This window comes from Microbacterium sp. LCT-H2 (assembly GCF_001866135.1).
In the GTDB taxonomy this organism is placed as follows: domain Bacteria; phylum Actinomycetota; class Actinomycetes; order Actinomycetales; family Microbacteriaceae; genus Microbacterium.
On record NZ_MODW01000003.1, the window covers coordinates 104,085 to 121,705 of the forward strand.

Annotated in this window: 17 protein-coding genes and 2 tRNA genes; 5 read left to right on the forward strand and 14 right to left on the reverse strand. The window is 70.2% G+C overall.

What is annotated here, in order from left to right; translation table 11 throughout:
• Positions 1–5 precede the first annotated feature (5 nt).
• Positions 6–224 (forward strand): hypothetical protein, encoded by a 219-nt coding sequence (locus BK819_RS09040; protein ID WP_071328860.1) that lies wholly within the window; start codon positions 6–8, stop codon positions 222–224.
• Here the strand turns inward: BK819_RS09040 and BK819_RS09045 are convergent.
• The 12 genes from BK819_RS09045 to BK819_RS09100 form a co-directional block, all read right to left on the reverse strand.
• Positions 205–738 (reverse strand): DUF1697 domain-containing protein, encoded by a 534-nt coding sequence (locus tag BK819_RS09045; RefSeq protein ID WP_071328861.1) that lies wholly within the window; start codon positions 736–738, stop codon positions 205–207. The two genes, BK819_RS09040 and BK819_RS09045, sit on opposite strands and share 20 nt — an antisense overlap.
• Complete coding sequence (locus BK819_RS09050) at positions 735–1,316, reverse strand: isochorismatase family protein (protein WP_071328862.1); 582 nt, start codon at positions 1,314–1,316, stop codon at positions 735–737. The genes BK819_RS09045 and BK819_RS09050 overlap by 4 nt, the downstream gene beginning before the upstream one ends.
• Positions 1,317–1,394: 78 nt before the next feature.
• Positions 1,395–1,467: transfer RNA gene (locus BK819_RS09055), tRNA-Thr, on the reverse strand.
• 69 nt (positions 1,468–1,536) lie between these two features.
• A complete protein-coding gene (locus tag BK819_RS09060) occupies positions 1,537–3,090 on the reverse strand; it encodes an alpha/beta hydrolase (RefSeq protein WP_071328863.1) in 1,554 nt (517 codons plus the stop codon).
• Positions 3,087–4,244 (reverse strand): DNA polymerase III subunit delta', encoded by a 1,158-nt coding sequence (locus BK819_RS09065; RefSeq protein ID WP_071328864.1) that lies wholly within the window; start codon positions 4,242–4,244, stop codon positions 3,087–3,089. Before BK819_RS09065 ends, BK819_RS09060 begins: the two co-directional genes overlap by 4 nt.
• Before the next feature lie 84 nt (positions 4,245–4,328).
• The gene (gene tmk, locus BK819_RS09070; protein WP_071328865.1) at positions 4,329–4,958 is read right to left on the reverse strand and encodes a dTMP kinase; all 630 of its coding nucleotides are present in this window, start codon (positions 4,956–4,958) and stop codon (positions 4,329–4,331) included.
• Positions 4,955–7,810: a type I DNA topoisomerase gene (topA, locus tag BK819_RS09075; protein WP_071328866.1), complete on the reverse strand. Its 2,856-nt coding sequence runs from the start codon at positions 7,808–7,810 to the stop codon at positions 4,955–4,957. The genes tmk and topA overlap by 4 nt, the downstream gene beginning before the upstream one ends.
• 78 nt (positions 7,811–7,888) lie before the next feature.
• On the reverse strand, positions 7,889–8,218 hold the full coding sequence (locus tag BK819_RS09080; RefSeq protein ID WP_071328867.1) for an Rv3654c family TadE-like protein: 330 nt from the start codon (positions 8,216–8,218) through the stop codon (positions 7,889–7,891).
• On the reverse strand, positions 8,218–8,598 hold the full coding sequence (locus BK819_RS09085; RefSeq protein WP_071328868.1) for a TadE family type IV pilus minor pilin: 381 nt from the start codon (positions 8,596–8,598) through the stop codon (positions 8,218–8,220). Before BK819_RS09085 ends, BK819_RS09080 begins: the two co-directional genes overlap by 1 nt.
• A complete protein-coding gene (locus BK819_RS09090) occupies positions 8,595–8,801 on the reverse strand; it encodes a DUF4244 domain-containing protein (protein WP_071328869.1) in 207 nt (68 codons plus the stop codon). Before BK819_RS09090 ends, BK819_RS09085 begins: the two co-directional genes overlap by 4 nt.
• 29 nt (positions 8,802–8,830) lie before the next feature.
• On the reverse strand, positions 8,831–9,724 hold the full coding sequence (locus BK819_RS09095; RefSeq protein ID WP_071329123.1) for a type II secretion system F family protein: 894 nt from the start codon (positions 9,722–9,724) through the stop codon (positions 8,831–8,833).
• Entirely contained in the window at positions 9,724–10,728 is a 1,005-nt protein-coding gene (locus BK819_RS09100) for a TadA family conjugal transfer-associated ATPase (protein ID WP_071328870.1), read from the reverse strand. The genes BK819_RS09095 and BK819_RS09100 overlap by 1 nt, the downstream gene beginning before the upstream one ends.
• Positions 10,729–11,126: 398 nt before the next feature.
• Here BK819_RS09100 and acs point away from each other — a divergent pair, with 398 nt between their 5' ends.
• On the forward strand, positions 11,127–13,094 hold the full coding sequence (acs, locus tag BK819_RS09105) for an acetate--CoA ligase (protein ID WP_071328871.1): 1,968 nt from the start codon (positions 11,127–11,129) through the stop codon (positions 13,092–13,094).
• Between the two features lie 99 nt (positions 13,095–13,193).
• Here acs and BK819_RS09110 read toward each other — a convergent pair whose 3' ends face one another.
• Together BK819_RS09110 and BK819_RS09115 are read right to left on the reverse strand one after the other, a co-directional pair.
• Positions 13,194–13,652, reverse strand: coding sequence for a RidA family protein (locus BK819_RS09110; RefSeq protein ID WP_071328872.1), 459 nt, complete (start codon positions 13,650–13,652; stop codon positions 13,194–13,196).
• Positions 13,649–13,873 carry a hypothetical protein gene (locus BK819_RS09115; protein WP_060921874.1) on the reverse strand — a complete coding sequence of 75 codons (225 nt, stop codon included), beginning with the start codon at positions 13,871–13,873 and terminating at the stop codon, positions 13,649–13,651. The genes BK819_RS09110 and BK819_RS09115 overlap by 4 nt, the downstream gene beginning before the upstream one ends.
• 89 nt (positions 13,874–13,962) lie before the next feature.
• On the opposite strand from BK819_RS09115, the gene BK819_RS09120 reads away from it, so the two are divergent.
• The 3 genes from BK819_RS09120 (at position 13,963) to BK819_RS09130 (ending at position 17,616) form a co-directional block, all read left to right on the forward strand.
• A complete protein-coding gene (locus BK819_RS09120; RefSeq protein WP_071328873.1) occupies positions 13,963–16,524 on the forward strand; it encodes a transglycosylase domain-containing protein in 2,562 nt (853 codons plus the stop codon).
• Positions 16,515–17,456: a metallophosphoesterase gene (locus BK819_RS09125; protein ID WP_071328874.1), complete on the forward strand. Its 942-nt coding sequence runs from the start codon at positions 16,515–16,517 to the stop codon at positions 17,454–17,456. The genes BK819_RS09120 and BK819_RS09125 overlap by 10 nt, the downstream gene beginning before the upstream one ends.
• Before the next feature lie 83 nt (positions 17,457–17,539).
• A tRNA-Pro gene (locus BK819_RS09130) sits at positions 17,540–17,616 on the forward strand.
• Positions 17,617–17,621: the final 5 nt, after the last annotated feature.

Genomic DNA, 17,621 nt, shown 5'->3' on the forward strand with positions numbered 1-17,621 from the left:
GTCCCATGACCTCCTCCGACACCCTCCCGATCCCCCGGCTCGCCTCCCCTGCCGACGCCCACGAGCACGCCTGGCTGGTCGAGTCTCGCCATCCCACCAGCGAGGGCGTCGTGCTGTACGTCCGGTGCGCGGGCTGCGACTCCCGCCGGGTCGACCTCGCCCCGCGTGCCGAGATGCCGCCGACCGCGCTGAGCCGCGCCGTGGTCACGCCGTCAGCGCGATGAGCTTCCGCACCGTGCGCAGGTTGCGCGCCGTGCCGGGAACCCCGAGCGCCCGGTCCAGCACGGCTTTCGTGAGCTTGGTCGTGTGCACCCCGCCGGGGGCGTAGTCGATCCACAGATCGTGTCCGACCAGAGCGAGACGCTCCCCTGGCACCAGGCGCTCGTGCAGAGCTTCGAGGGCGCCCGCGGCGGGCTCACCCTCGAGGAACATCGCGTGCACGAGCTTCAGCTCTCCCTCCGGGAAGGGCTGGGCCGCCTCGGACTCGGCGAGCTCGGCGTGCGTGCGATGGATGACCGGCGTGTCGACACCGAACTCCGCCGCGATGAGCGCCCGGACCGTCGCGCAAGCCGCCGCGGGTTCTCGCGGCGTCGCGCAGAGGATGTTGCCGCTCGCGATGTAGGTCGAGACGTCACCCAGGTCGGTCTCGGCGACGAGCAGCTCGCGCAGCCGCATCATCGGCACGCTGTTGCGGCCGCTGACGTTGACCGCGCGGAGGAGGAGGACGCTGCTACTCACGCCTTCGCGCTCTCGAGGAGCTCGGCACCGGCGTGCGCGAGCTCGGCGAGGGCCGCGGCACTGGGTTCGGGCGCGACTCCGGCGACCAGGTCGGTGAGGACGCGGACGCGGACGCCGTGCGCGATCGCATCGAGTGCGGAGGCACGGACGCAGTGGTCCGTGGCGATGCCGACGATATCCGCCGTGACGACGCCGGCCGCGCTCAGCACGGCGGCGACCGTGACACCGTCGTCGGTCACCCCCTCGAACATCGAGTAGGCCGGACGGCCCTGGCCCTTGCGCACGTGGTGGGTGACGCGGTCGGTCACGAACAGCGAATCGTACTCCGCTCCCGCGGTGCCGGCGACGCAGTGCACCGGCCAGGAGTCGGTGTAGTCGGGAGTGGCGGAGAAGTGGCCGCCGTTGTCGCCGTCGGCATCGTGCCAGTCGCGGGAGGCCACGACGACCTCGTAGTCGTCGGCGTGGGACGCGAGGTAGGCGGAGACGGCGGCGGCCACCGCGTCACCGCCCGGGACCGCGAGGGCGCCGCCCTCGGTGAAGTCGTTCTGCACGTCGACGATGAGAAGCGCTCTGCTCATGCTCCGAGCGTACGCCCCGCGGCCGAGCCCGGAGACGAGGAAACCCCCGGGACCACGAGGGTTCCGGGGGTTTTCCTGAGCCGCTTGTCAGAATCGAACTGACGACCTTTTCATTACGAGTGAAATGCTCTGCCGACTGAGCTAAAGCGGCGTGCGACGCGTGAGCGGCGCGATCACCGATATTACCCTGTCTCGCGCTCGCTCGCGAATCGAGGCGCGATCACTCGCAGCGCAGGCCGTCTTCCGGCACCACGTCTTCGAGGAGAAACGCCTCCACCGCCTCGTCGACGCAGACGTTGCCCTTGTTGTAACCGGTGTGGCCCTCGCCCACGCGGGTGATGAGGACACCCTCGGAGAGCTGGTCGGCGAGCGACTCCGACCACTCGTACGGGGTCGCAGGATCGTTGGTGGTGCCGACGACGACGATGGGACCCGCGCCTTCCGCGGTGATCTTCTCGCGGGTGCCGGTGGGCGGATACGGCCACACCTCGCACGGGTCCGGCCCGGACCAGTACGGCGCGATGGTCGGCGCCCCGTCCGCGATCTTCTTCTCGGTGGCCGCCTCGGCCGCGGGGTCGTCCTCGACCGGGTAGTCCATGCAGTTGTACGCGCGGAAGGCCTCGGTCGAGTTGTCGATGTAGGTGCCGTTCTCCCGGCCGTTGTAGTAGTCGGCCAGGCGGAAGGCCGTCGAGGGGTCCCCCTGCAGCGCCTCGTCCAGGGCCTGGGTGAGGATCTCCCAGCTGTCCTCCGAGTACAGCGCCGCGATGATCGCCGTCATCAGGGCGTCGGCGCCCATGAGCCGGCCGTCGCCGTTCTTCAAGGGCGTGCGATCCGCGCTCGCGAGCAGGGCGCCGAGATCGGCCATCGCCTCGTCCACCGTGCCGTTGAACGGGCACGAGCCGGAGTCGAGGCAGTTCTGCATGTAGGCCCGCAGCGCCGACTCGAAGCCGAGTGCCTGCGTAGCACCGACCTCGAGGCCGGGGACGGAGGGATCGATCGCTCCATCGAGCACAAGCCGTCCGGCCTTCTCCGGGTAGAGCTTGGCGTAGGTCGCCCCGAGGAACGTGCCGTACGAGTACCCGAGGTAGTTGAGCTCCTTGTCGCCCAGGACGGCACGGAGGAGGTCCATGTCGCGGGCGGCGTTGACCGTGGTGATGTACGGCAGGATCCCCTCGCTGTTGGCGTCGCACGCCTCACCGAAGGCGCGGGCCGAGTCGAGCAGCTCGGACTCCCACTCCGGGGTGCCCCGCGGCGCGGAGGGGATGCCGTAGAGGTACCCGTCCATCTCCTTCGCGTCGTAGCAGGTGACCGCGGTGGAGGCGCCCACCCCCCGGGGATCGAAGCCGATGACGTCGTAGTTCTCGATGAGCGCCGGACCGACCGCGTAGTCGAGGCTGCCCTGGATGAGGTCGACGCCGCTGGAACCGGGGCCGCCGGGGTTCGTGAGCAGCGAGCCGATCGCCTCGCCCTCGGCGCGGTGCCGCACCACGGCGAGCTCGATCTCTCCCGCGCTCGGGTCTTCCCAGTCGAGCGGCGCGGTGACGGTCGTGCAGTCGAAGCCCTGACCGCAGTCGGTCCAGTCCAGCCCCTGGGAGTAGAACGGCAGCAGATCTTCCGCGACGCCCTCGGTGTCCGGCGTCTTCTCCACGGCCGGCTTCGAGGACTGCTCCGGGATCATGGCGTACAGGCAGCCGGAGAGCGCGACCGAAGCCGCGGCGAGACCGGCGACGATCGCCGCGGTGCGACGGAAGCGGGACAGGGATCGAGTCTTCACGGTTTCCTCCCGCTCGTGACGGTCACGAGCAAACTCTCGAGTGCGAGCAGCGGGGCGACGTTGCGCTCCAGCGCCTCACGGGTCTCGGCCAGGTGGTCGAGCACGACCAGCGTGCGCTCCACACTCCAGGCGGCGGCGAGGCCGGCCACCTCGGTGTGCAGTTCGCGGTTGATGAGATCGTCACCGCGACCGTACTGCAGCATCACGACGTCGCGGAAGAGCGACTGCAGGTCGGTGAGGACCCGGTCGATGCCGTCCCGCAGACTCCGCGTCGCCCGTTTCTTCTGGTCGTCCTCCAGCGCCGACACCTGAGCACGCAGCGCCGGAGGCACCGCCTGCCCCTCGGCGACCCCGACGGTGCGCAGGAGAGCGGCGCGTTCCGCCGCGTCCCGCTCGGCGGTGAGCGCCTTGGCGTCTTCCGTCGCCGCCTGGATGATGCGCCCGGCGACCTCGACCGCGTCGTTGACGCCGCGCACCCCGATCACGGCACGGAGCGTCTCGTCGCGGCGGCGGCGTGCGGCATCGTCGGTGGCGAGACGCTGGGCCATGCCGATGTGGCGCTGCGCGTGGCGGGCGGCCTGCTCGGCGACGGCCTCGTCCACGCCCGTGCGGAGGCTGATGAGGCGGGACACGTCCGCCACGTCGGGTTCGCGGAGTCGGAGCGACCGCACGCGTGACCGGATGGTCGGGAGGAGGTCGGCCTCACTGGGCGCGCAGAGGATCCAGACGGTCTGCTCCGGCGGCTCCTCCAGCGCCTTGAGCAGCACGTTCGAGGTGCGCTCGACCATCCGGTCGGCGTCCTCGACGACGATGACCCGGTAGCGCCCGGCAGAGGGCGCGAAGTAGGAGCGTTCGACGAGGGCCCGCGCCTCGGCGATGGTGATGATCACCTTGTCAGTGCGCAGCGCCGTCACATCGGGGTGCGTGCCGGCGAGGACCTGCCGCATCGTGGCCTCGTCATCGGGCCCCTCGGCGATGAGCGCGGCGGCGAAGGCGTAGGCGAGGGTCGAGCGTCCGGAGCCCGGAGGGCCCGTGATCAGCCAGGCGTGCGAGAGCGCGGCGGGATCGGACGCGGCGGCGCGCAGCGTCTCGACGGCGGCCTCCTGCCCCCAGACGTCGGCCCAGGGAAACGGCGGGGCGAGGGTCGAGGGCATGCACTCAGCCTAATCGCGACCGCCGACGCTCCCACCACCCGCCGGGGACTGGGCCTCCCAACGGACGAGGCCCCCGATGAAGGATCAGTCGAACAGTGCGGAGACGCGGGCGCGGATGCGCTCGGCGATGCGCTCGGGCGACGCCGCAGCGTCGATCACGAGGAACCGGGCAGGCTCCGCGCGGGCCAGTTCGAGATAGGCGTCGCGCACACGGGCGTGGAAGGCCTCCTTCTCGGCCTCCAGCCGATCGAACGGCTTGTCGGCCGAGTCGAGGCGCGTGCGCGCCATGGACGGATCGAGATCGAGGAGCACGGTGAGATCCGGAAGCGCCCCCTCGGCCGCCCACAGCGACAGATCGCGAATCTCCGCGGCATCGAGGACGCGTCCGGCGCCCTGGTACGCCACCGAGGAGTCGAGATAGCGGTCCTGCAGCACGATCTCGCCGCGAGCGAGCGCGGGGCGCACCACCGTCGCGACGTGGTGCGCGCGGTCGGCGGCGTAGAGCAGCGCCTCCGCGCGCGGTGCGATGTCGCCGCGGTGGTGGAGCACGATGTCGCGGATGAGCTGCCCGACCTCGGAGCCACCCGGCTCCCGGGTGCGCACGACCGTTCGACCGCTCTGCTCCAGCCAGATGGCGAGGAGGTTCGACTGGGTCGTCTTCCCGGAGCCGTCCCCGCCCTCCAGCGTGATCCAGAAGCCGGGGCCTGCGGTCACGAGTCCGCCTTCTCTGCCGCCTTCGCCGCCGCGTTCGCGGCCCGGGTCGCCGCCGCCTTCTTGGCCGCCGCCGAGCGGGCTGCCGACGTGGTCGACGCCTTCGCCGTCGAGGACTTCTTCGCCGTGGAGGCCTTGGCCGGGGACTTCTTGGCCGGGGCCTTCTTGGCCGGAGCCTTCTTCGCGGGAGCCTTCTTCGCCGCTCCCCGCTTGGGCGCCGGACCCTTGGCGCGCTTGTCCGCGAGCATCTGCACGGCGATCTCGAACGTGATGTCGTCCGGGGTCTGTCCCCGCGGGATGGTGACGTTCGTCTCGCCGTCGGTGACGTACGGCCCGAAGCGGCCGTCGCGCACGCGGATGGGCTTGCCGCTCACCGGGTCGGCTTCGAACTCGGCCAGCGCGCTCGACGCCCGCCGGGCGCCGTACTTGGGCTGCTGGTAGATCTCCAGCGCCTGTTCGAGCGTGACGTCGAAGATCTGCGACTCGCTCTCCAGCGACCGGGAGTCGGCACCCTTCTTCAGGTAGGGACCGAAGCGGCCGTTCTGCGCGGTGATCTCGTCCCCCGTCTCCGGGTCGACGCCGACGACACGCGGCAGGCTCAGCAGCTGCAGCGCGGTATCGAGATCGATCGTGTCCACCGACATCGAGCGGAACAGCGAGGCGGTGCGGGGCTTGGGCGCCGCTTCCTTCTTCGCGCCGCGCTTGGGCTTAGGGGCCTCGACGACCTCACCGGTGGCCTCATCGACGGCGGCATCGTCGGAGACCGGATCGTTCTCCTGCACGTAGGGGCCGAAGCGTCCGTCCTTGACGACGACGACCTTGCCGTTGTCCGGGTTCACCCCGAGGACACGGTCGCCGGCGACCGGCGCATCGATGAGCTCCTGGGCCTTCTCCGCCGTGAGCTCGTCAGGCGCGAGATCTTCGGGGACGTTGACGATGCGCGGCTTGGCCTCCGGATCCTTCGGGTCCGTCACCTCGAGGTAGGGGCCGTACTTGCCGAACCGGAGGGTCGCGGTATCGGTGATCCGCGTCGAGTTCAGCGCCCGGGCGTCGATCTCCCCGAGGTTGTCGACGACCTGGCGGAGACCCACGTGCGAGTCGGAGCCGAAATAGAACGACTTCAGCCATTCCACGCGGTTCTGCTCGCCGCGTGCGATGGTGTCGAGGTCGTCTTCGAGCGCCGCCGTGAAGTCGTAGTCGACGAGCTCGGCGAAGTGCTCTTCGAGCAGACGCACCACGCTGAACGCGAGCCACGTCGGAACGAGGGCCTGGCCGCGCTTGACCGCGTACCCGCGATCGAGGATGGTCTCCGGGATGGTGGCGAAGGTCGAGGGACGGCCGATGCCCTTCTCCTCGAGCACCTTCACCAGCGAGGCCTCGGTGTAGCGCGGCTTCGGCGTGGTGCGGTGCCCCTTCGCCTCTGCGGCGGACACCGCCAGCTCGTCTCCGACGGAGACCGCGGGGAGGGACTGATTCTCCGCGGCGTCGGCGTCGCTGCGCTTCTCGTCGCGGCCCTCTTCGTAGGCCTCCAGGAACCCCTTGAAGGTGTAGACCGTGCCCGAGGCGGTGAACTCCGCCGTCTGCCCGTCCGCCTCGACCGCGACGGTGACGGTCGTCGTCTCGTACTTGGCGTCCGACATCTGGCTGGCGACGGTGCGCTTCCAGATGAGGTCGTACAGCCGCTGCTCCTCGCGGTCGAGCTCGCCGGACAGCGAGGACGGTGTGCGGAAGTTCTCCCCCGAGGGGCGGATCGCCTCGTGCGCCTCCTGCGCGTTCTTGCTCTTCGACTTGTAGACGCGCGGCTTGAGGGGCACCGCGTTGTCGCCGTAGAGAGCCACGGCCTGACTCCGGGCCGCTTGCACCGCCTGGGTGCTCAGCGCCGTGGAGTCGGTACGCATATAGGTGATGTAGCCCTTCTCATAGAGGCGCTGGGCGACGCTCATCGCCTGCTTCGCGCTCATCGAGAGCTTGCGGCCCGCCTCCTGCTGCATGGTGGAGGTCGTGAAGGGCGCATAGGGGCTGCGGGTTCCCGGCTTGGCCTCGACCTTGGTGACGGTTCCCGCCCCGGCGGCATCCACGGCGCGCGCGAGGGCGGCCGCCCTCGCCTCGTCGAGGACGACGACCGCCTTCTTGAGCTTTCCGGTGTCGTCGAAGTCGGAGCCTCGGGCGAGCTGGCCGCCGTCCACGCGCACCAGGCGGATGCGGAAGGACGTACCGGTCGCGGCCGCGTCGGCGTCGACGTCCCAGTACTCCGCAGAGACGAACGCCATGCGCTCACGCTCGCGGTCGACGATCAGGCGGGTCGCGGCGGACTGCACCCGGCCGGCCGAGATCCCGGTCTTGACCTTGTACCAGAGCACGGGCGAGACATCCCACCCGTAGAGGCGGTCGAGGATGCGCCGGGTCTCCTGCGCGTCGACGAGGGCGTGGTCGAGTTCACGGGTGTTGCCGACGGCGGCCTGGATCGCGTCCTTGGTGATCTCGTGGAAGACCATGCGCTTGACCGGCACCTTGGGCTTGAGCGTCTCCAGCAGGTGCCAGGCGATCGCCTCGCCCTCGCGGTCCTCATCAGTGGCGAGCAGGACCTCATCGGCGTGCTTGAGCGCGCGCTTGAGCTCGGCGACCGTCTTGGTCTTGCGGTCCGAGACCACGTAGTAGGGGTCGAAGCCGTTGTCGATATCGATGGAGTACTTGCCGTACGCCTTCTTGTCCTCGGCCGGGATGTCCTTCTTGTCGGCGAGGTCGCGGATGTGCCCGACGGAGCTGAGCACCTCGTAACCGTCGCCGAGGTATCCCTGAATAGACCGCATCTTCGTCGGGGACTCGACGATGACGAGCTTCTTGCCTTCAGCCAAGGGGCGTCCTTTCTTCGAAGCACACCATACACACCGCTATCAGGGGTCGTTCACAGCGGGCGAGGGGTAGAGCCGCCGTCATGGTTCCTCGGGTGGCCCGGCACGAGCGCGGGAGACGGCAGCGAGTCCAGCGTACGCCGCCTCCACCGACACGGTCGCCACATACCCTTGCAGCGAACAGCTCGTCAGGGCCGCCCCGCTCGCCGCGGCGACCCTGGCGGCCAACGCACACGGCTCGTCCGCCGTCGGCACCGCGCCGCTCGCGGCATCCGCGGCGGCGAGCGCGGCGGCGTCGGCAGCGCCCGCCGCCCGCTGTGCCGTGACCGCCGCACCGCCCACCGCCGCAAGACCGACGGACAGCGTGGCGCTCACCACGAGGAGCGCGGCCGCGAGCGCCGAGCCCGCCATCAGCGACCCCCGTCCAGCGCACAGCTCGAGGCGCGCAGCGGGACGCTGACGACCGCTCCGAGAGAGAGCCGGAGCGTCGCCGTGGCGCACACGAGGTCGCCCGCAGGGGCGAACGCGGCACCGGCGCCAGGGATCGCCTCGTGGACGACCCGGGCTGCCGCCGCCGGGTCCTCGCCGCGGCCGAGCAGCCGCGCGGCGTCGGCGGCCGCATCCTGCAGCGCGACCTGCCTCGACGCCGCCACGAGAGCACCCGCCCCGAGCAGCAGCACCAGCACGATGGCCGGCAGCGCCAGGGCGAGCTCCGCCGCGACGGCGCCACGGTCACCACGCCACCGCCAGGGTGCCGGGGTCGCATCGGCATCGGGTACGCCGCCCGTCATGAGACAGTCAGAGCTCGACGGACGAGGCCCGTGAGGATTCCCCGCACCTCGTCCGAGCGCATGATCGCCACGAGCAGACCGGCGAAGGCGACCGCGGCCATGGTGGTGATGGCGTACTCGGCGGTCGCTGCGCCGGTGTCGTCTCCGAAGAGAGCCCGGGCGCGGCGCCGGTTCAGGGTGGGCAAGGTGTCGTTCATCTTCATACCTCTTTCTTTGGGTGATCACGGAAGGGTCAGGTCGGCAGGGGTGTAGAGGCGAGCACACTGAGCAGGAGGGGCGCCACACCGAGCAGGAGGAACGCCGGGAGCGTGCAGACCCCGAGCGGAAGCAGCAGCCGCGTGGAGAGGCGCGCGGCGCGAAGACGCCCCTGGACCCTCGCACGATGCCGGTCCTGTGCCGCCGCCGCACGCAGCAGCTCCACGGCGGGGACGCCAGCGGCACGCGAGAGCTCGAGAACCTGACCGACGCGGTCGCGCTCGGCGGGATCGACGACTCCGGTCTCGGTGACGAGCGCGACGGCGCGGTCGATCGGTGCACCACCCGTGAGCGCGACCGCGACGAGCTCCGCCGTCATGCCCGGCGTCCCCGGCTCGGGACGCGCACGGCGCAGCAGTCGTCTCGTCCACAGCCGGGCGACCGCGACCAGCAGCAGGCCGGCGACGACGCACGCACCCCCGAGGGGGTTGCCGATGATCGCCCCCAGGGTGTCGAAGCCCAGCGCGACGCCGAGCAGCAGACCGGCCAGCGGCATCCAGAGCAGCAGTCGCGCCATGCCCGCCGGTTCGGCCAGGGCCACCCGGACGTCGTCCGCCGCCGACGCGGCATCGCGCAGCGCCTCGGCGATGGTGCGGAGCACGTCGGCCAGGGGCGCTCCGACCGTCGTGGCGACCTCCCATGCCGCCGCCAGCTCCGTCCACATGCCGCCCTGCGCCTCGATCGCCGCGACCAGGGGCACCCCCTCGTCCGTTCGTTCCAGCACCGCCGTCGCAGACGGGTCTCCCGTTCCCGCGAGGTGCCGCCAGGCGACGAGCGGGATCGCCCCGGCCTGCAGGAGCACCGCGAGCGTCTGGACGGAATCGGCGACATGCGGACCGGCCGCCGATGCCGGCCTCGGCACACGGGGCATCACCACGGCTCGACCTCCTCGATCGCCAGCCGCTCACCCGCGAGCACGAGACGACCGGTCTTCGCGATGCGTCGCGCCCCGCCCGGGGTGCGTTCCAGGTGCAGCACGATGGTGAAGGCGCTCACCGCCTGACGCGCGAGGGCGACCGCGTCCATGCCGGCGAGCGCGCCCAGGGCCTCCAAGCGCGCGGGCACGTCCGCCAGACCGCTGGCGTGCAGGGTGCCCGCACCACCGTCGTGCCCGGTGTTGAGCGCGGTGAGCAGCTCGCGGACCTCCTCCCCTCGGCACTCGCCCACCACGAGGCGGTCCGGACGCATGCGCAGGGACTCACGGACCAATCGCGCCAGATCGATCTCGCCGGCGCCTTCGAGATTGGCCTGACGGGCCTCCAGTGCGACATGGTGCGGGTGCCGCGGCCTCAGCTCCGCGACGTCTTCGATGGTGACGATGCGCTCATCGGGCGGGACCTCCGACAGCAGGGCCGACAGCAGCGTCGTCTTGCCGGAGCCCGTGCCGCCGGTGAGCAGGAGGTTCGCCCGGTCGCGGACGAGCACGCCGAGCCAGCGCCTCTGCCGCGCATCGAAGGCCCCGCGCGCCGCGAGCGCATCGAGGTCGGCCGCGTGTACGCGAGGGACGCGGATCGACACGGCTGTGCCCAATGCCGACACCGGAGCGAGGGCGGCGTGCACCCTGACGCCCGAGCCGAGCCGCACATCGACGCACGGCGTCTGATCGTCGAGGTGTCGCCCTCCGATCGCGACGAGCGCCACGGCGAGCTCGCGGACCTCACGTTCCGTGGCCCGCCAGTCCGGCACGCGTTCCGCCCCGCTCCCTCTATCCACGAACAGCGCGTCCGCGCCGTTCAGGAACACGTCCGTCACCTCGTCGTCGACGAACGGCGCGAGCAGGGCGAATGCCGGCTCGCTCCGGAGCGCCTCCTGCGGAGCCCGCGATGCAGCACGAGTCCCGGAAAAGCGAGGGCGGATGACGAATCGATCAGGCATACGGCGACGGTAGGCCGCGGCTGTGCGCGTCGACCGCGAGGGGCGTGTGCTCCGTCGGACCCTGTGCACAAGCAGACGCCACCCGCAGCGGTGCAGGAGCCGACCGCGGCGGACGAGGAGGCGGGAGCGCTCCCATGAGAAAGGGCGGCACCTCACGGGGGGAATGAGATGCCGCCCACGGCGGCTCTCGATCGGGGGAATCGGGCACGCCAAGGCCGGAATGAGATTTCGGCTGTCGTCGAGTGTACGCAAGGCGACCGTCCTGACAAAACCCACTCGACTACCGACTTTCGGCAGTATTCGAGGGTCAGGGGCGGGGATAGATTCACCCTGACCTGGTCGCACTCCCCCTGCGGCCATGCCTGCACGACCCGAACGCCGCAAAGGAGCGCCTGCCGATGAGCAGTCAGATCGATCACCTTCTCGACGAGACCCGGCGCTTCGCGCCGTCGGAGGAGTTCGCCGCCCAATCCGTCGCCTCGCAGGAGCTCTACGAGCGCGCCGCCGCGGACCGCGAGGGCTTCTGGGCCGACCAGTCACGCGAGCTCTTCCACTGGCACAAGCCCTTCACGCAGGTCCTCGACTGGAGCAACCCGCCCTTCGCCAAGTGGTTCGACGACGGGGAGCTCAACGTGGCGTACAACTGCCTCGACCGGCACGTCGAGGCCGGCAACGGCGACCGCGTCGCGCTCTTCTGGGAGGGTGAGCCCGGCGACAGCCGCCGCATCACCTATGCCGAGCTGACGGACGAGGTCAAGCGCGTCGCGAACGTGCTCGACGAGCTCGGCATCGGTCAGGGCGACCGGGTCGCGATCTATCTGCCGATGATCCCCGAGGCGATCGCCGCGATGCTCGCCGTGGCGCGCGTGGGCGCCATCCACTCGGTCGTCTTCGGCGGGTTCAGCGCGGACAGCCTCCGCTCCCGGATCGACGACGCCGGCGCCAAGCTCGTGATCACCGCGGACGGCGGGTACCGCAAGGGCCGCGTCTCCGCGCTGAAGCCGGCGGTCGACCAGGCGCTGGCCGACCGCGGCGAGGGCGAGCAGCAGACCGTCGAGCACGTGCTCGTGGTCAAGCGCGGTGAGAACGAGGTGGAGTGGACGGAGGGCCGCGACCTGTGGTGGCACGACGTCGTCCCCGCCGCCTCCGCCGACCACACCGCCCTGGCGTTCCCCGCCGAGAACCCGCTCTTCATCCTGTACACCTCGGGCACGACAGGGAAGCCGAAGGGCATCCTGCACACCTCCGGCGGCTACCTCACCCAGGCGGCCTACTCGCACAAGAACGTCTTCGACCTGAAGCCGGAGACCGACGTCTACTGGTGCACCGCCGACATTGGCTGGATCACCGGACACAGCTACGTCACCTACGGTCCTCTCGCGAACGGCGCGACGCAGGTGCTCTACGAAGGGACGCCCGACACCCCGCACCCCGGCCGCTGGTGGGAGCTCATCGAGAAGTACAAGGTCTCGATCTTCTACACGGCGCCGACCGCCATCCGCTCGTTCATGAAGATCGGTCGCAGCGTTCCCCAGAAGTTCGACCTGTCCTCGCTCCGCGTGCTCGGCTCGGTCGGCGAGCCCATCAACCCCGAGGCCTGGATGTGGTACCGCGAGGTCATCGGCGCCGGCTCGACGCCGATCGTCGACACCTGGTGGCAGACCGAGACCGGCGCGATCATGGTGTCGGCGCTCCCCGGGATCACCGCCACGAAGCCCGGCTCGGCGCAGGTGCCCCTGCCCGGCATCTCGATCGATGTGGTCGATGAGCAGGGCGTCGAGGTCGGCAACGGCAACGGCGGGCTCCTCGTCATCACCGAACCCTGGCCGAGCATGCTGCGCGGCATCTGGGGCGACCCGGAGCGTTTCCGCGAGACGTACTGGGAGAAGTTCGAGAAGCAGGGCTACTACTTCGCCGGCGACGGTGCGCGGCTCGACGAGGACGGCGACCTCTGGCTGCTCGGACGCGTCGACGACGTGATGAACGTCTCGGGCCACCGCCTGTCGACCGCGGAGATCGAGTCCTCGCTCGTCGCGCACGAGGCCACGGCCGAAGCCGCCGTCGTCGGCGCCTCGGACGAGACCACGGGTCAGGCGGTCGTGGCGTTCGTGATCATCAAGGAGAGCTACCTCTCCGCGCACGACCCGGCGGGACTCGCTCAGCAGCTGCGGCTCTGGGTGGGCGAGCAGATCGGCGCGATCGCCCGTCCGCGTGACGTCTACATCGTCGGCGAGCTGCCGAAGACCCGCTCCGGCAAGATCATGCGGCGTCTGCTCCGCGACGTGGCCGAGGGTCGCGAGGTCGGCGACACGACGACGCTCGCCGACACCGCCGTGATGAGCATCATCTCCGCCCAGGTCAAGTAGCGCCAGCCCCCGGGTTCATGTCGAGACCCCCTGCTGCAGACGTCTGCAGCAGGGGGTCTCGACGTGCACCCGGGGGCTCGGCGAGCCGGGGCACGGGAACTACGCGAGGCGGAACGTGACCTCGACCTCGACGGGACTGCCGAGCGGGAGCTCCGCGACGCCGACCGCGGCGCGGGCGTGCCGGCCTTCCTCGCCGAAGATCTCGCCGAGCACCTCGCTCGCGCCATTGATGACGGCGGGCTGTCCGGTGAAGCCCTCCGCCGAGCCGACGAACCCGCCGACGCGGACCACACCGGCGATCCGATCGACACCGCCCGCGACATCGGCGGCCGCGGCGAGCGCGTTCAGGGCGCAGGTCCGGGCGAACGCCTTGGCGTCCTCCGCAGAGACCTCCGCACCGACCTTGCCGGTTGCCGGAAGGGCACCGTCGACGAACGGGAGCTGGCCCGAGGTGTACACGAGTCCGCCGTGCACGACGGCCGGCACGTAGGCGGCGACGGGAGCGGCGACGGCGGGCAGCTCGATGCCGAGCTCGGAGAGGCGGGTGGCGACGCTCATGCCTGGCCTCCCTCGAACTGGCGCGAGGCCTCGGCGGCGGCGGCGAGACCGGCGTTGGCCGAGCCGTCCGTCGTGACGGGGCGCTTGAAGTAGGCGACCAGACCGCCTTCGGGGCCCTGCACCACCTGGACGAGCTCCCAGCCCTGCTTGCCCCAGTTGTTGAGGATGGCCGCGGTGTTGTGGATCAGCAGCGGCGTGGTGAGATACTCCCACGTGGTCATGGCACTCCTGTCGATCAGGGCGCGTCCAGGGCAGACCGGGCCGCGCTCGTCAAAGCCGGTATTCAGGGAACTCCCCTACGATCAAGCGTATGCCCCAAAAGAACCGCACGGTGAAGGGCGTGCTCGGCGGTCTCGTCGGGCTCGTCGGACTGAGCGCCATCGCCGGTCTGCTGGTCACCGCCAGCGTCACCCCTGTCCTCGCGATGACCGGCGTCGCCGGCTCCACGGCGCTGACGATCTTCGATGAGCTGCCCGAGGTGCTCAAGGTCGACACCCCGATGGAGCAGTCGACCATCTACGCGACCAACCCCGAGGGCAAGCCGGTCGTGCTGGCGTCGTTCTACGAGCAGAACCGCGTGCCGGTCACCTACGAGCAGGTCGCGCCCGTCCTCTACGACGCGATCCTCTCCAGTGAGGACAAGAACTTCTACACCCACGGCGGCGTCAACCTCGGCGCGACCGTGAAGGCCCTCGTCGACAACGTGCGGGGCACGTCCAGCCGCGGCGCCTCGACGATCAGCCAGCAGTTCGTGAAGAACGTCCGCATCCAGCAGTGCGAGCAGAACGTCAACACGGCCTCCGAGACGTACGCGGACGAGCTGCAGCAATGCTGGCAGGACGCCACCAACGCCTCCGGTGTGGACGGCATCGAGCGCAAGCTCCAGGAGATGCGCTACGCCATCCAGATCGAGAAGGACTACTCGAAGAACGACATCCTCCTCGGGTACCTGAACATCGCGAACTTCGGCGGCACCGTCTACGGCATCGAGGCCGCCGCGCGCTACTACTTCTCCACGTCCGCGGCGAAGCTCACCGTCGGCCAGGCGGCGACACTCGCCGGGATCGTGCAGAACCCGAACACGTATCGCATCGACAAGCCGGGCGGGACCTACACGACCAAGGACGGGGTCGCGCACAACTCCGAGGCGGACGGCTACAAGGACGCGAAGGACCGCCGCGACTACGTGCTCGGCCGCATGCTCACGGACGGCAAGATCACCCAGGCGCAGCACGACGAGGCGAAGGCCGCCGCGATCACGCCCGCCATCAAGGTCCCGACCCAGGGCTGTGCCGCCGCCGGTCGCAACGCCTACTTCTGCCAGTACGTGAAGTCGATCGTCGAGAACGACGAGGCATTCGGTGCGGACATCCAGGAGCGTCGCGACCTGCTGCGCCGCGGTGGCCTGAAGATCTACACGACCCTCGACTTCCGCGTGCAGGACCCGGCGGCCGAGGAGATGGCCAACGTCGTCCCGGCGAACTTCGACAACAAGTACTTCGGTGCTGCCGGCGTCTCGATCGAGGTCGGCACCGGCCGCATCCTCTCGATCACGCAGAACACGAAGTTCTCGGAGACCCCGACCACCGACCAGCAGTACTCGTCGCTCGTCTTCGCCGGTGACCAGAAGTACGGCAACTCCGGCGGCTTCCAGGTGGGCTCGACCTATAAGCTCTTCACCCTCATCGACTGGCTCGAGAAGGGCCACTCCGTGCGGGAGAACCTGAACGGGACCGTGCAGACGAACCTGCAGATCCCCGTCTGCGGCAGCCCCCAGCCGACGGACACCGCGAAGATCGGCAACTTCGGCCGCAGCCGCGGCTATCCGGGGACGCCGATGACCTTCACGGCGCAGTCGCTCAACAGCGGCTACTTCGCAATGGCCTCCAAGCTCGACGTCTGCGACATCAACAAGGTCGCCGACAAGATGGGCGTCACGCTCGCCAGCGGCGAGAAGGTCACCGAGGAGAACGTCCCCTACGACGTCCTCGGCCCGAAGAACATCTCTCCCATCGCGATGGCCAACGCCTACGCGACGGTCGCCAGCGGCGGCACCTACTGCACGCCCCGCGCGATCGACAAGGTGATCGACGCCGAAGGCAAGGAGCGCCCGCTTCCCAAGGCCTCCTGCACCGAGGGCGTGCTCTCGAAGGAGGTCGCGGCGACCGCGGCCTATGCGCTGCAGGGCGTCATGGCCGGCGGTGGCACAGGCTCGCGAGCCAACCCGTTCGACGGCACCCCGCTGATCGGCAAGACCGGTACGCACGACCTGTGGTCGACCATGATGATCGAGTCCAGCACCAAGGTCGCGACCGCGGTCTGGGCCGGCCGCTCGAACGGCAACCACGACAACGTGTTCAACGTCTGGACCGGCAGCCACCTCCTCAACGAGGTGCGGTACCCGCTCGCCCGCGCCGCGCAGCACGCCGCGAACCAGGCCTACGGCGGTGACCGGTTCCCGGAGCCGGACGGCAACCTCATCCGCCAGATCCGCGTGGACGTGCCCGATGTCGTCGGCCAGACCGTCGAGGAAGCGACCGCGACCCTCGAGCGGGCCGGTTTCCAGGTCTCCGTGGGCGATCCGGTGGACAGCGACAAGGCGACGAACATCGTCGTCGAACAGAGCCCGTCCGGTCAGGCCACTGCCGGGGCCACCATCACGATCTCGCCCAGCAACGGTAACGGCGCGACCGTCCCCGATGTGACAGGGCAGAGTCCGACCGAGGCCAACGCCGCGCTCGTCGCCGCCGGCTTCACGACGGTCGAACGAGAAGGCTCCTGTAACGCGGAAGACGCGACGGTGACTGCGACGACCCCGGCCGCGAACTCTGCGGCGACGAAGGCCACGCCGATCCGAGTGTCGTGCAAGTAGGCACGTCCCGCGCGGCGCACCCGGCCCTCATCGCGCTCGGCGCGGTGGGGGCCGTCGGTGCGGCCGCCGCGATCTGGGGTATCGGCATCGAGCGATACCTGTTCACGGTGCGGGAGGTCTCGGCGGAGGCGCTTCCGGCAGGCGCGGCGCCGCTGCGCATCCTGCACCTCTCCGACGCGCACATGGCGCCCTGGCAGCACCGGAAGCAGGACTGGCTCGCGTCCCTGGCCGATCTGAAGCCCGACCTCATCGTCAACACGGGCGACAACCTCGGGCACGAGGAGGGCTTGCAGGGCATCCGCCGAGCGTTCGCCCCCTTCGCCGGTGTTCCCGGGGTGTTCGTGCACGGCTCCAACGACGTCAACGGCCCCTCCCCCCGGAATCCGCTGCGGTACTTCGCCGGACCATCGCAGAAGCACCGCGAGCCCACTCTGCTCGACACCGCCGCGATGGACCGCTACTTCACGGACGAGCTCGGCTGGGCCGACCTGAACAACACGGCGACGCGTCTCACGGTGCGCGGCGAGACGGTCGACCTGTTCGGCGTCGACGACGCCCACCGTGACTGGGAGCGCCTGGACGTGCTGCCCGCGGCGCTCGAACAACTCGGGTCCCGGTCGGACGCCACCCCCGTGCTCGGCGTCACGCATGCGCCGTATCAGCGCGTGCTCAACGGCTTCGTCGACCTCGGCGCGGACGCCATCCTCGGCGGGCACACCCACGGCGGACAGGTCTGTCTTCCCGGTTTCGGCGCCATCGTGGCCAACTGCGACATCCCCCTGAAGCAGGCCAAGGGACTCAGTACCTGGACACATGGCGACCGTTCGGTGCCCCTCAACGTCAGCGCAGGCTGCGGGCACTCCATCTACGCGCCCGTCCGCTTCGCGTGCCGTCCCGAGGCGACACTGCTCACGCTGACCCCGCACGCGTGACCCCGCGAACGGTTCCGCCACGCGGGTGGACGGCTCGATTCGGCGCTGGAGACATTTCGCTGTAGACTCGGAGGGTTGCAAAACGGGGTGTGGCGCAGCTTGGTAGCGCGCTTCGTTCGGGACGAAGAGGTCGCAGGTTCAAATCCTGTCACCCCGACCAGTGAC

Bases quoted from the DNA above. Each gene is read 5' to 3' on its own strand.
- BK819_RS09080 (WP_071328867.1), bottom strand. From the start codon at position 8,218: ATGGCGGGCTCGGCGCTCGCGGCCGCGCTCCTCGTGGTGAGCGCCACG.
- BK819_RS09120 (WP_071328873.1), top strand. From the start codon at position 13,963: ATGCCCCAAAAGAACCGCACGGTGAAGGGCGTGCTCGGCGGTCTCGTC.
- BK819_RS09110 (WP_071328872.1), bottom strand. From the start codon at position 13,652: ATGAGCGTCGCCACCCGCCTCTCCGAGCTCGGCATCGAGCTGCCCGCC.
- BK819_RS09090 (WP_071328869.1), bottom strand. From the start codon at position 8,801: ATGAAGATGAACGACACCTTGCCCACCCTGAACCGGCGCCGCGCCCGG.
- BK819_RS09050 (WP_071328862.1), bottom strand. From the start codon at position 1,316: ATGAGCAGAGCGCTTCTCATCGTCGACGTGCAGAACGACTTCACCGAG.
- BK819_RS09100 (WP_071328870.1), bottom strand. From the start codon at position 10,728: ATGCCTGATCGATTCGTCATCCGCCCTCGCTTTTCCGGGACTCGTGCT.
- BK819_RS09065 (WP_071328864.1), bottom strand. From the start codon at position 4,244: ATGCCCTCGACCCTCGCCCCGCCGTTTCCCTGGGCCGACGTCTGGGGG.
- acs (WP_071328871.1), top strand. From the start codon at position 11,127: ATGAGCAGTCAGATCGATCACCTTCTCGACGAGACCCGGCGCTTCGCG.
- BK819_RS09085 (WP_071328868.1), bottom strand. From the start codon at position 8,598: ATGACGGGCGGCGTACCCGATGCCGATGCGACCCCGGCACCCTGGCGG.
- BK819_RS09115 (WP_060921874.1), bottom strand. From the start codon at position 13,873: ATGACCACGTGGGAGTATCTCACCACGCCGCTGCTGATCCACAACACC.
- BK819_RS09095 (WP_071329123.1), bottom strand. From the start codon at position 9,724: ATGCCCCGTGTGCCGAGGCCGGCATCGGCGGCCGGTCCGCATGTCGCC.
- BK819_RS09040 (WP_071328860.1), top strand. From the start codon at position 6: ATGACCTCCTCCGACACCCTCCCGATCCCCCGGCTCGCCTCCCCTGCC.